The following is a 12050-nucleotide window of genomic DNA, read 5'->3' on the forward strand; positions in this document are numbered from 1 at the left end:
AAACACTTCATTGAACCTTTCCTACTTCATTGCCAAAAGAATTAGCTTTAAAAGAACTGGCGGATTTACCGGGACCATCCATCGCATTGCAGTAGCGAGTATTGCCATTGGCCTATCTATACTTTTAATTTCATTTTTGATCTTGGGCGGATTTCAACAGGTGGTTTCTGAGAAGGTTTTTTCGTTTACAGGTCATTATCAGGTTCATAAATTCACTTCGAATAATGCTTTCGAAGAATATCCTTCCAGTAAAAACAGCCAGTTTTACAGTGGCTATAAAGATTATGACTTTATTAAACATGTGCAGGACTATGCTTTTAAGCCTGGTTTGCTTAAGGGAGATGAGGAAGTACAAGGCGTTTTGCTAAAGGGGGTAAGTGAAAATTTCAATAAAGCAGCTTTTGCCCCTTCCATAATAGAAGGAAGGTTTATTGATTTTAAGAAAGACGGTGGGACTTCCTATGAAGTGCTGCTCAGTAAAAAAATCGCGGATAAGTTATTGCTTGGAATAGGGGATAAGGTGACCATGTATTTTGTACAGGATCCACCGAGATACAGGAGATTAGAGGTAGTGGGGATATATGAGACCTATCTGGAAGACTTTGATGATAAAATGATCATAGGAGATATTCAGAATATTCGAAACCTCAATGGATGGGAAGATGATATGGTGGGTGGCTTTGAGGTCTTTTTGGATGATCCCAAAGAGATAGATGAGAAAAGCGAAGCTCTTTATGAGATGATTGATTATGATCTGAAGGTGGATAAGGTAACGGATAAGTTTATACAGATTTTTGACTGGCTTAAATTGCTGAACAATAATGTTTATGTGTTTTTAGGCTTAATCCTATTTGTGGCTTCCTTTAATATGATTGCCATTCTCTTTATCCTTATCATGGAGCGAACTCAGATGATAGGTATGTTAAAGGCTCTGGGAAGTGCCAATAGGCATATAAGAAGGATTTTTATTTGGAATGGGATAAGGATAATTGGTAGGGGAATGCTAATAGGTAATCTGATTGGATTGGGCTTTGCTTGGATTCAGGATGTGACCAGGTTTATTGGTCTTGACCCTGAAAATTATTATATGAGTTTCGTGCCTATCCAATGGAATTGGCCGGTAATTGTGGGGATCAATATTTTGGTATTAGTGATTACTAGTTTGGTATTGTTTATACCGGCTATGGTAATCAGTAATGTACAGCCTATTAAAGCAATTCGCTTTGACTAACTTTTGCCCGTTTATAAGGGCTGAAAAGGCTTTTGAATTTCATATAGATTACCCCCAGTACGGCCTCCTTAAAGATATGAGTGGACATTTTGGAAGTTCCTTTGGTCCTATCGGTGAAGATGATCGGGATTTCGGTGATTTTATAGCCCAACTTCCAAGCAGTAAATTTCATTTCAATCTGGAAGGCATAGCCTACAAATTTGATTTTATCCAGCTTGATGCCTTCCAAGACACTCCTGTGATAGCATTTAAATCCAGCTGTGGTGTCTTTAATGGGCAAACCTGTAATGAACTGCACATATACACTGGCGAAATAGGACATCAAAACCCTGCCCATAGGCCAGTTGACCACATTCACTCCCTTAATATATCTCGATCCAATGGTCAAATCAAAGCCATCTATAGCGCAGGACTCATACAACCTGATCAGGTCTTTGGGATTATGGGAAAAATCAGCATCCATCTCAAAGATATAATCATAATCCTTCTCTAGGGCATACTTGAAACCAGTGATATAGGCTGTTCCCAAGCCTAGTTTTCCCTTTCTTTCTATAAGGTGGATCCTACTTTGGAAGGATTGCTGGAGGTCTTTAACAATACCCGAAGTACCATCAGGGGAATTGTCATCAATGATCAAAACCTCAAAATGCCCAGCTAAGTCCATGACAGCCATGATGATGTCCTGGATATTTTCCTTCTCATTAAAGGTGGGTATGATGACTAACTTTTTGTGATTCATATTGCAAGTCCCAAAAATAGGACTTAAAGCGATTAATTACATAGTTAAACGTAAAAAATCCGCAATGAGTAGAAATTAGAAACATTTGTTCAAGTTTTCTTTAGCGAATTCACTCCCATGTTTTGCGGCGAGTCTTAGGTCGCGGCAGGACTGACTGGGATTGAATTCCATTTGACAAATAGCTCTACGGGCCAGGGCATTATAATGTTTGGGCTGGCTTTTTAATACCCTGTCAAAGTCCTCTGTTGCCCAGTCTGTCATCCCCATTCTCATATAGGCCAACCCTCTATTATAAAAGGCCGTCATGTTGTCGCCTGAGTACATGATATACATATTGAATTGGGAAGCAGCTGTCCAGGCATCTCCCAAATGTGCCTGAACGATTCCCCTGTAAAAATAAATAGCGGCATTTTTCGGGTCTAATTCCTTCGCTTCAAAAAGAAAATCCTCAGCTGATTTATAATTTTCATTTTTGATCATAGCCCTACCGAGCATAATCAGCAATTCTACATTTTTAGGATCTTCCTTTGCTGCTAATAAGAAATGTTTTTCGGCCTGTTTATATTCTTCCAATTCCCAATAGACTTTGCCCATTCCTGACAATGCCTGCGGATCATGTGGGGACAATTGTAAGATTCGTTTGTAGTCTGTCAATGCTTTTTCATATTCTTCCAAGGCTTCGTGACTCATGGCTCTGAGCTGAATGGCTCGTATATCGGACATCTTTATAAACAATAACCAGTTCAGCTCTGATATGGCATCTTCGAATTGTTGATTTGAATAATACTGATTGGCTTTCTCAAAATTCCCCTGGCATGATGTGAAAAGTAGAAGCAGTAAAAATGTGGCTAAATTTTTCATAGTTAACAGTTTAGTTATAAAACTAATAAAATAGGTGTTTTTAATCAATAGCTGTTCTAAATTTTTTTAGGCTTGGGCAATCCAGCTATCAAGGGCAGGTCGTATATGATTTTTGTATTAACTGCTAAACAAAAGAACCATGATCAAGAGAATTTTAATCGGGGCAGCGGCATTGATGGCCATTTTGGTAATCACATTGGCCGTACATATTTACTTGGTGACTAATGATCGTCCAAAAGGCCCTAACTGGACGATGAGTCAGATTGACTTTAATGAGGATTTGGACTCAATGAGAATGGAAGAGATCAAAACTGACCTTTTGGAAATAGATGGTATGAGGGATGTTAGGGTCAATAGGACTTCGGATTATTTGATAGTCCTCTATGATCGCAAGAAACACAGCCCTCATGATTTGGTGGATGGTGTGAACAAAAATTATCAGCTTCAATCTACACTTTTTCAGCCTAGCGAAGAACAGTTGGCAGGAAGTTGTCCTGCAATCGACAAGAAATCGCTGACCTATATGGTGGGGAGCTATTTCGAGAACCTATTTACTAACTAATATTTTATTACATAAACCTTAAGAAAAATGAAAAAACTAAATCAATTATTGGCTTTTATGCTACTGATGACCTTGGTAGTATTTTCATCCTGTAAGGATGATGACGATGTGATGCCCCCAGAGGTAGATGATTCTTTCTATGCTACCAAACTGGGTGGTGAGGAAATGGTTGCTGACCCAAATAATAATGGTCAGATGATAGAAAAAGGTTATTTAAACCTAAGAACAGTAGTGGAAGGTACGGTTCTAACCATTGCTACCGATGATAAGTATGCCAGTATTAGGCCGTATTTTAATGTGCTTCTAGCAGAGTATGGTGCGGGTGATGTCAGTGGATTTACTAGTCTTGTGGGAGATTTTACAGACCTTTTGGCTGAATCTACTGGAGCAAAGAATTTTACCTATTCCGGAATGAGCATGGCGGATGCGCATGATCCTACGAAAAATGATCGCATGAATGGTTTGATCGATAGTGATGATTTTGATTTGTTTGTAGAGGCGGTGGTTCAGGCTGCTACTGAAGCTGGATTTGGGAGTGCGGATATTTTGGGTCCAGTAGGCGAACTATTAGGTTCCACCAAAGCGGATATTGTTCAGCGTGAAGATGGTACCATGATCGATCTTTATACAAGACTTGGAGGTACTGTGATGGTTGAGGGATATTTTGGTGAAATGGTTGAAGGAGGCTATGCACCTCTTCAGCATGTAGTGGCAGAAACTGTATTGGTAATTGCTACAAATGAGGGAGGAAAGTATGATGATTTACTCCCGTATTTCCCAGTATTATTGGCTGAGTATGGCGCTGGAGATACCTCTGGTTTTGAAGCTTTGGTTGGTAATTTTAGCGATCTCTTAGCACAATCAATCGGCTCGACGAATATTACTTACAGTGGTATGAACATGGTCGATGCCCATAATCCTGATGTCAATCCTAGAATGACCGGTAAAATCACATCAGCGGATTATGATTTATTTATCACTGCGGTTGTAGAGGCTGCTACTAATAAAGGTGTTCCAGAATCAGTGATAGGAGAGTTTGGTGCATTATTGACTGATGAAGGATTGAAAGGGGCGATTGTTCAAGGTTCCTGATTTTTATTCCCATAAGAGATACTAAAAAAGGCTTTCCATTTGGAAAGCCTTTTTTATGTGAATTAATAAGTCCTTTTTATAATACTCCCTTGGTACTGGGCAGTTGGTTCAAGGCAGCAATATCTCTTTTTACTGCCATCTTAATGGCTCTAGCCAAGCCTTTGAAGATAGCTTCGATTTTATGGTGTTCGTTATTTCCTTCTGCTTTGATATTCAGGTTACACTTGGAAGTGTCACTGAATGACTTGAAGAAGTGATAGAACATTTCAGTAGGCATATCGCCGATTTTTTCTCGGTTAAATTCTGCCTCCCACATCATCCAAGGTCTTCCTCCAAAGTCAATCGCCACCTGTGCAAGTACATCATCCATCGGTAAAAGAAAGCCATATCGGTAAATGCCCTTTTTATCTCCTAAGGCCTTAAGGTAGGCTTCACCCAGTGCTAAGGCAGTATCTTCAATGGTGTGGTGTTCATCAATATGTAGATCACCATTTACTTTGATGGTCAAGTCTGTTCCTCCATGCTTGCCCAGTTGCTCCAGCATATGGTCAAAGAAAGGCAAACCAGTATCAATATCGCATTTTCCAGATCCATCCAGGTTTACACTGATGCTGATTTGAGTTTCAGAAGTGCTTCTTTCCACTGAGGCCTGTCGTGCAGGCAGTCTTAGGAATTCATAGATTTCATCCCAAGAGTTTGTGGACAAAGCAGCACCTTCAGCAGTTTCTTCTCCAATAAAGATCGCTTGGGTGCCCAAATTCTGGGCTAATTGTATATCTGTTTTTCTATCTCCGATGACATAAGAATTGGCCAAATCATAATCACCTTCCATATATTTGGTCAATAAACCAGTTCTTGGCTTTCTAGTAGGAGCATTCTCATGCTCAAAAGTTTTGTCAATATGGATGTCAGAAAAAATCACTCCTTCTTCTTCCAGGGTTTTTAGCATTTTGAACTGAGCAGGCCAGAAGGTATCCTCAGGGAAGGAATCTGTTCCTAGCCCATCCTGATTAGTTACCATGACCAATTCATAATCGGTTTCTTCGGCGATCTTTCTCAGGTTGGAAATGGCTTTAGGATAGAATTCTAGTTTTTCAAGGCTATCCACCTGAAAATCTACTGGCGGTTCCTTAATGATGGTGCCGTCTCTATCTATAAATAATACTTTTTTCATTATTGTCTATGGTTATTATTGGCTCAAGGCCAATTGGAATACTTATTTGTTTATGCAGTGGCCAATTCAGCAGGGCATTGCTGCAAAGCTTCTAGCAGTCGCTCGTTTTCTGCTCTAGTCCCCACAGAAATCCTTAGGCATTCATGGCAAAGCACCACTTTTGACCTGTCTCTGACGATGATTTGATTGTCAATCAAGTAGTCATAAGTCTTTTTGGCAGCAGGAACTTCTACCAAAAGGAAATTCGCGTGGCTTGGGTAGATCTTTTTGATCAAATCCATCTTTTCGAAGGCCTGTTGAAGGAAATCTCTTTCTTCCATGATCTCAGCGACCATTCGCTTCATTCTATCAGTATCATCGATAGCTGCCAAAACAGTTTCTTGGGTCAGTCCACTAATATTATATGGAGGTTTGATCTTATTGATGATCTTAATGATTTCCAATGAAGCAAAGGCCATTCCCAGCCTCAAAGATGCCAAGCCCCAGGCTTTGGAGAAGGTCTGCATGACCAATAAGTTGGGGTGGCTTTTGAGTTCTGTGGTAAAGCTGGGCTCATCACTGAAATCTATATAGGCTTCATCCACTACAACCAGTCCATCAAAGTCTTTGATTACTTTTAGAATATCTTCTCGGTCTACCTTGTTTCCACTTGGGTTATTGGGGGAGCAAATGAAAATTATTTTGGTGTTTTCATCCACTGCGTCCAGAATGGCTGCCGGTCTTAATTGAAAGTCAGCTGTTAAATTAACCTTTTTGATGGCGATATCATTCACTTCGGCGCTCACCTCGTACATGCCGTAAGTAGGAGGGAGGATGATGATATTGTCCAGTCCGGGTCTACAAAATGCCCGCATCAATAGATCAATCGCCTCATCACTTCCATTGCCCAAAAATATTTGCTCTACAGGTACATTCTTTATTGCACTGATCTTTGTCTTGAGGGCAAACTGATAAGGGTCTGGGTATCTGTTGAAGTCGTCAGAAGTAATGGAGCCAAAAGGGTTCTCATTGGCATCCAGAAAGACTCCTTCTTTACCCGAGTATTCATCCCTAGCTGAAGAGTAAGGCTTCAACTGGGCGATATGTGGTCTTAGGATTTTATTCAGGTCAAAAGCCATGATTATTTATTCTCTTTAAGGTATTTTAATCTTACCGAAACGGCATTTTTATGCGCATCCAGTAATTCATTACCTGCCATCACCTCAATGGTAGGACCGAGATTTTGAATACCTTTTTCGGTGATTTTTTGATAGGTAATCTTTTTGACAAAACTGTCTAGGGAAACACCACTGTAATTTTGGGCAAAGCCATAGGTAGGCAAGGTATGGTTGGTACCTGAAGCATAATCACCAGCCGATTCAGGAGTGAAATTTCCTATGAAAACTGATCCTGCATTGATGATTTGCGAAACTACCTCATCTTCATTTTCAATATTGATGATCAGGTGCTCTGGCGCATATTCGTTGATCAATGAAATGGCCTTGTCCTGATTGCCCATGATTACCGCAACACTGTTTTCAAGGGCTTTCTTTGCAATGGCTTTTCGAGGAAGTTTATCCAATTGCTTATCTAACTCTTTTAGGGTCTTTTCAGCTACTTTGGTGGCACTTGCTACAAGCACTACCTGACTGTCAATCCCATGTTCAGCCTGAGATAATAGATCAGAAGCAACAAATGAAGGTACAGCAGTTTCATCAGCGTAGACCAAAACTTCAGAAGGTCCTGCAGGCATATCTATAGCGATACCTTTTTTAGTTGCTAACTGTTTAGCAGCGGTGACATATTGATTGCCAGGGCCAAAGATTTTGGCTACTTGAGGAACACTTTCAGTCCCATAGGTCATGGCTGCGATGGCTTGAGCACCGCCTACTTTGACGATTTTGTCTATGCCAATTAGGTCAGCCGTATATAATATCGCAGGATGGATTTTTCCTTCCTTATTTGGAGGCGTACATAGTACAATTTCTTCACATCCAGCAATATTTGCTGGTACCCCAAGCATTAACACAGTGGAAAACAAAGGAGCGGTTCCTCCAGGGATATACAAGCCTACCTTTTGGATTGGGACACTTCTACGCATACAGGTTACTCCTTCCATTACCTCCATGCTAAGGTCTGGAGTGGCCTGTGCTTTATGAAATTTCTCGATATTATCTTTTGCCAGTAGGATGGCATCTTTAAGGTCCTGGTCCACCAAGTCATAAGCTGCGCTGATTTCCTCACGGCTTACCAAAAGATTTTTGATTTCTACATGATCGTATTCCAAAGCGAATTTCTTCAAAGCCTTGTCACCTTGTCGCTTTACCTTGCGCATGATAGGTTTGACAATCTTTTGAATTTCCTTCATTTTTTGAACTGGTCTGGCCAGTTCTTTCTTCCATTCGCTTTTACTTGGATTTGTTATAACTCTCATCAGTATTTTTTTTGAGAATGATTCGAATTAAAGTACCATCTTTTCGATGGGAACAACCAATATCCCTTCGGCACCAGCAGCCCTCAGCTCTTCTATGTTTTCCCAGAATAGGTCTTCGCTTAATACAGAATGAACAGATGACCAGCCTTCTTCAGCCAAAGGCAGGATAGTTGGGCTTCTCATTCCAGGAATAAGTGAAATGATCTTATCCAAAGATTTGTTCGGTGCATTCAACAATACATACTTATTGCTTTTTCCTGTTTGTACTGCATTGATTCGGAAAAGCAGCTTTTCCACAATGGCCATTTTTTCCTCACTCAATCCTTTATGACTGATCAATACAGCTTCAGATTTGAAGATTTCTTCTACTTCCTTCAGCCCGTTCATCATCAATGTGGAGCCTGAACTGACAATATCACAGATGCCCTCTGCCAATCCGATACTTGGAGCAATTTCTACTGAACCACTGATTTCATGGATTTCAGCATTGATATTGTTCTTTTCTAAATAATCACCAAGGATTTTAGTGTATGAAGTAGCGATGTTTTTACCTTCAAAATAGGAAAGACCTGGGTATTCTTGGCTTTTAGGGATAGCCAATGATAATCTACATTTAGAAAATCCTAGCTTTTTAAGCACATCTACACTTTTGTCCTTTTCCACCAATTCATTTTCACCAACAATCCCTAAGTCTGCAACACCATCGGCTACATAACCAGGGATATCATCATCCCTTAAATAAAGGAATTCAATTGGGAAATTGGTGGAAGTGGATTTTAGTTTTCCAGTGCCATTATAAAATTTAATGCCACATTCTTTGATGAGGCGTAAGGAGTCTTCACTTAATCGACCGCTTTTTTGTACGGCTATGCGAATAATATTTTCCATGAAATAAAGATACGAATATGAATAGTTCTTTTTAGAAATTCTCTGAATCAATCGGGCCGCACAAACAGTTATCGCACAGCCACTGGGGCGATATGTATATAATATTCCTCCTTAGGAGGAATGATGGAAATGATGAACAGTAACAGTATGTTGTACTGCAAAAAATGAGCGGATGGAGATATGTTTGTTGATGCTGTTCATGATTTGGTTACAAAATTAAACAGCTATCGTTGTTATCCAAAAAAACGAAATGTTTTTTGATGAAAATTAACAAATCCTTAAAGAAATGTCTGTGTTATCATGGAATTGTAAAGATGTTTTTCTTTGTCATCTTTTAAGGATTTCATGGTTATTACTGTTTTCTTGATGATTTTTTGAATCATGGCATCCATGATCTGCTCATAATTTTCTATTTCTTCTAATTGGCCTTGTTTCTGAAATCGATCCAACTCCTCCAATTTCATCGTTTGGAGTGCTGTTTTCATATTTCGGATGACTTGTAGATTTTTATTGTCTTGCTTCCAGTGGAGAAATTCAGCGAGATGATCGTTTAATATTTCTTCTACTGCACTAATACAAGCCTTTTTTTGTGCAAGGGTCCCTTTGGTTACCTGACTGATGTCATCCATATCATAAAGTACTATTCCAGGGATCTTCCCGACTTCTGGAGCTATACTTCTAGGTATGGAAATATCGACCATTACCTTGAATAAATTAGTTACGTTTTTAAAGTGATAGCCATGCAATATAGGGGCCTGGACACTTGGGGTAGAAATAATGATGTCGTATTTATCAACGGTTTTATTGATCTCTTCGATAGGGATATATTGAATATTGGTTTTGTTTTTATGGTTGAAGCGAAAGAGCTTTTCTTGGGAACGGTTGATGACCGTCAGATCGGTACAGCCTTGAGAAATTAAATGACGACATACGTTCTGGCCCATATCACCAAAGCCTATTATTGCAACTTTTGGAGACTTAAGCATATTCTGGTATTCTGAAATCATATCAACGGCAGCATATGGTGCCGAGCTGATGCCAGAACGGAAGCTTGTTTGATTAGCGATGTGCTTATTGGCGGAAAAAATCACATGCATTAATCTATGTATAAAGGTTCCCGCTGTGTCACATTCCTTGGCCAGACTGTAAGCTGATTTGTATTGAGATATTATTTGTGCATCACCTAATATTTGAGATTCCAGACCACTTGAAACCCTAAAAAGATAATGAAGTGCTTTTTCTTCATTTGAAAGTGGATTAAAAATCTCTCGTGCCAATGTTAAATCTTGGTTTTTGATTTTGCACAAAGTGGACAAGATTTCATGATTACAGTCTTCTTCAGCCACATAAAGGATTTCTGTTCTGTTACAGGTGGAAAGAATATAACATTCAGTGATTTTTGAATTTGATTTGAAAAGCGTCAATAGCTCCTTGATGTCTGTGGTATTCAAGGCAAACCTTTCCCTGATCGTGATATCAGTTTTTTGATGGGATAAGCTTAAAAGTCTGAATTGAATCATAGTGCCTAGTTGTTTTGATCAGAATCCAGTAGAGATTCTTTTTCAAATGTTTTTTGGTTCTGGCATTATGTACGCAGGGTGTTTTTGGTTTGGATTTATGAGGGATTAAATATCTGTTTATTTAAAATCTTTATAAATAATAAAAATGGAATGAGAAAAAGTTTTTTGCTGAAATCCAAAAGCTGTTGATTACTCGTAAGTTGGTTAAATGCATCAAGATAATTGATTCAGCATATTGAAAAGTGTTTTGAATTTAGTTTGTGGTTCAATTTTTTAATCTTAATAAAGGAGTGGTTTGGTGAACCACTCCTTTTTCTTTTTAGCCACCTGATTTTTTGGCTTTATAATCGTTTTGTTTGAGTATTTCCAGCACTTTGTCTCTGTGGTCACCTTGGATAAGTATTTCGCCCTCTTTGGCACTTCCACCTACACCACATTTGTTTTTGAGCAACTTGCCGAGGTCTTTAAGATCCTCATCTGTTCCTATAAAACCAGCAACTAGGGTTACTTGCTTACCGCCTCGAGCTTTTTTGTCCAGCATTACCTTGAGGTTCTGTTGCTGTGGTGGGAGGGTAGCTTCGTCTTCCTGCTCTAAATCATTGTATTCAAAATCATCACTGGTAGAGTATACTACCCCATCTCTTTTTTTCCAATCGTTGTTTTTCTTTCTCCCCATAGTTTATTTTTTGATTTTCATCGTCCAAACTGGTCGTTTGGAGTGGTTGACGACATCTTCAGCGATACTACCACTCAATAGGTGCATAAAACCTGTTCTACCGTGAGTAGCCATCGCAATCATGTCTATATTATTGTCTTCTGCATATTGGATAATTCCATCCTCTTCTGAGTCACTATTGTAAATTTCAACTTTGACATCATCCAGCTTGTGCTTATCAACAAAGCTTTTGATTTTTGAGAAGCTTTCCCTGCTGCTTTCAAAAGAGTTAGGCGTGTTGATTTTTACCAGATGCAATTGAGCATGGACATTAGCTTGGAGCTTTTTCAAATGAGGTATAATGGCCTCGTTTTCCTTGGTAAAGTCACTGGCAAATATAATGCTTTTGATACTTTTTGGACTTATTGCTCCCTTTATGGTTATAACTGGACAGGTAGCATGTCTTACTACCTTTTCAGTATTGGAACCAATGAGCAATTCCTCCAGTCCACTAGATCCTTTGGACCCCATAATGATGAGGTCAGCTTTTATTTCAGCCACTTCATTTGAAATGCCTGCATATGGGTTGCCAAATGTCAATTTTGTGGAGAACTTATAGGCTTTGTCCTTGCTTTCCTCCTCAATAGCTTTGATTTGTTTTTTCCTTTTTTCAACCAATTCGATGACAAATATATTATTAATGTCATCGCCACCAAGACCTACTTCCCCTGTCGTATTAAAGTTTTGGGCAGTGGGAATTTCAATTACGTGAAGCAACTTCAGATGTGCTTGGGTGATTGTGGCCAGTTCTTTGGCAAAGGCAAAGGCATTTTCTGCCTCTTCGGAAAAATCAAATGGAACTAAAATGGTTTTCATGGTGAATTTTTTATGGTTATTGGCTTTTAAAACAATAAA

Annotated in this window: 12 protein-coding genes; 3 read left to right on the plus strand and 9 right to left on the minus strand. The window is 39.2% G+C overall.

What is annotated here, in order from left to right; translation table 11 throughout:
* Nucleotides 1–10 precede the first annotated feature (10 nt).
* A complete protein-coding gene (locus tag H7U17_RS09235; protein ID WP_186756421.1) occupies nucleotides 11–1231 on the plus strand; it encodes an ABC transporter permease in 1221 nt (406 codons plus the stop codon).
* On the opposite strand, the gene H7U17_RS09240 is transcribed toward H7U17_RS09235, so the two are convergent.
* On the minus strand, nucleotides 1209–1970 hold the full coding sequence (locus H7U17_RS09240; protein WP_186756422.1) for a polyprenol monophosphomannose synthase: 762 nt from the start codon (nucleotides 1968–1970) through the stop codon (nucleotides 1209–1211). The two genes, H7U17_RS09235 and H7U17_RS09240, sit on opposite strands and share 23 nt — an antisense overlap.
* 75 nt (nucleotides 1971–2045) lie before the next feature.
* A complete protein-coding gene (locus H7U17_RS09245) occupies nucleotides 2046–2831 on the minus strand; it encodes a tetratricopeptide repeat protein (protein ID WP_186756423.1) in 786 nt (261 codons plus the stop codon).
* 139 nt (nucleotides 2832–2970) lie between these two features.
* Between H7U17_RS09245 and H7U17_RS09250 the strand changes: the two genes are divergently transcribed.
* Both H7U17_RS09250 and H7U17_RS09255 read left to right on the plus strand, forming a co-directional pair.
* A complete protein-coding gene (locus tag H7U17_RS09250) occupies nucleotides 2971–3393 on the plus strand; it encodes a heavy-metal-associated domain-containing protein (RefSeq protein WP_186756424.1) in 423 nt (140 codons plus the stop codon).
* A gap of 27 nt (nucleotides 3394–3420) precedes the next feature.
* Nucleotides 3421–4485: a globin family protein gene (locus H7U17_RS09255; RefSeq protein ID WP_186756425.1), complete on the plus strand. Its 1065-nt coding sequence runs from the start codon at nucleotides 3421–3423 to the stop codon at nucleotides 4483–4485.
* 76 nt (nucleotides 4486–4561) lie between these two features.
* On the opposite strand, the gene hisB is transcribed toward H7U17_RS09255, so the two are convergent.
* From hisB to H7U17_RS09290, 7 genes are all read right to left on the minus strand, one after another.
* The gene (gene hisB / locus H7U17_RS09260) at nucleotides 4562–5659 is read right to left on the minus strand and encodes a bifunctional histidinol-phosphatase/imidazoleglycerol-phosphate dehydratase HisB (protein WP_186756426.1); all 1098 of its coding nucleotides are present in this window, start codon (nucleotides 5657–5659) and stop codon (nucleotides 4562–4564) included.
* Nucleotides 5660–5709: 50 nt separating this feature from the next.
* Nucleotides 5710–6777: a histidinol-phosphate transaminase gene (hisC, locus tag H7U17_RS09265; protein ID WP_186756427.1), complete on the minus strand. Its 1068-nt coding sequence runs from the start codon at nucleotides 6775–6777 to the stop codon at nucleotides 5710–5712.
* 2 nt (nucleotides 6778–6779) lie between these two features.
* Nucleotides 6780–8072, minus strand: a complete 1293-nt coding sequence (hisD, locus tag H7U17_RS09270) for a histidinol dehydrogenase (protein ID WP_186756428.1) — start codon at nucleotides 8070–8072, stop codon at nucleotides 6780–6782.
* Between the two features lie 27 nt (nucleotides 8073–8099).
* Nucleotides 8100–8960 carry an ATP phosphoribosyltransferase gene (gene hisG, locus H7U17_RS09275; RefSeq protein WP_186756429.1) on the minus strand — a complete coding sequence of 287 codons (861 nt, stop codon included), beginning with the start codon at nucleotides 8958–8960 and terminating at the stop codon, nucleotides 8100–8102.
* 278 nt (nucleotides 8961–9238) lie between these two features.
* Nucleotides 9239–10480 (minus strand): glutamyl-tRNA reductase, encoded by a 1242-nt coding sequence (gene hemA / locus H7U17_RS09280; protein ID WP_186756430.1) that lies wholly within the window; start codon nucleotides 10478–10480, stop codon nucleotides 9239–9241.
* A gap of 319 nt (nucleotides 10481–10799) precedes the next feature.
* Nucleotides 10800–11156: a translation initiation factor gene (locus tag H7U17_RS09285; RefSeq protein ID WP_186756431.1), complete on the minus strand. Its 357-nt coding sequence runs from the start codon at nucleotides 11154–11156 to the stop codon at nucleotides 10800–10802.
* Nucleotides 11157–11159: 3 nt separating this feature from the next.
* Complete coding sequence (locus H7U17_RS09290; RefSeq protein WP_186756432.1) at nucleotides 11160–12011, minus strand: universal stress protein; 852 nt, start codon at nucleotides 12009–12011, stop codon at nucleotides 11160–11162.
* Nucleotides 12012–12050: the final 39 nt, after the last annotated feature.

This window comes from Echinicola salinicaeni, assembly GCF_014280965.1.
GTDB lineage: Bacteria > Bacteroidota > Bacteroidia > Cytophagales > Cyclobacteriaceae > Echinicola > Echinicola salinicaeni.

What these genes read in the sequence shown, in the direction of transcription:
- H7U17_RS09285 (WP_186756431.1), bottom strand. Translation starts at nt 11,156, where the DNA reads ATGGGGAGAAAGAAAAACAACGATTGGAAAAAAAGAGATGGGGTAGTA.
- H7U17_RS09240 (WP_186756422.1), bottom strand. Translation starts at nt 1,970, where the DNA reads ATGAATCACAAAAAGTTAGTCATCATACCCACCTTTAATGAGAAGGAA.
- hemA (WP_186756430.1), bottom strand. Translation starts at nt 10,480, where the DNA reads ATGATTCAATTCAGACTTTTAAGCTTATCCCATCAAAAAACTGATATC.
- hisC (WP_186756427.1), bottom strand. Translation starts at nt 6,777, where the DNA reads ATGGCTTTTGACCTGAATAAAATCCTAAGACCACATATCGCCCAGTTG.
- H7U17_RS09245 (WP_186756423.1), bottom strand. Translation starts at nt 2,831, where the DNA reads ATGAAAAATTTAGCCACATTTTTACTGCTTCTACTTTTCACATCATGC.
- H7U17_RS09250 (WP_186756424.1), top strand. Translation starts at nt 2,971, where the DNA reads ATGATCAAGAGAATTTTAATCGGGGCAGCGGCATTGATGGCCATTTTG.
- hisB (WP_186756426.1), bottom strand. Translation starts at nt 5,659, where the DNA reads ATGAAAAAAGTATTATTTATAGATAGAGACGGCACCATCATTAAGGAA.
- hisG (WP_186756429.1), bottom strand. Translation starts at nt 8,960, where the DNA reads ATGGAAAATATTATTCGCATAGCCGTACAAAAAAGCGGTCGATTAAGT.
- H7U17_RS09290 (WP_186756432.1), bottom strand. Translation starts at nt 12,011, where the DNA reads ATGAAAACCATTTTAGTTCCATTTGATTTTTCCGAAGAGGCAGAAAAT.
- hisD (WP_186756428.1), bottom strand. Translation starts at nt 8,072, where the DNA reads ATGAGAGTTATAACAAATCCAAGTAAAAGCGAATGGAAGAAAGAACTG.
- H7U17_RS09255 (WP_186756425.1), top strand. Translation starts at nt 3,421, where the DNA reads ATGAAAAAACTAAATCAATTATTGGCTTTTATGCTACTGATGACCTTG.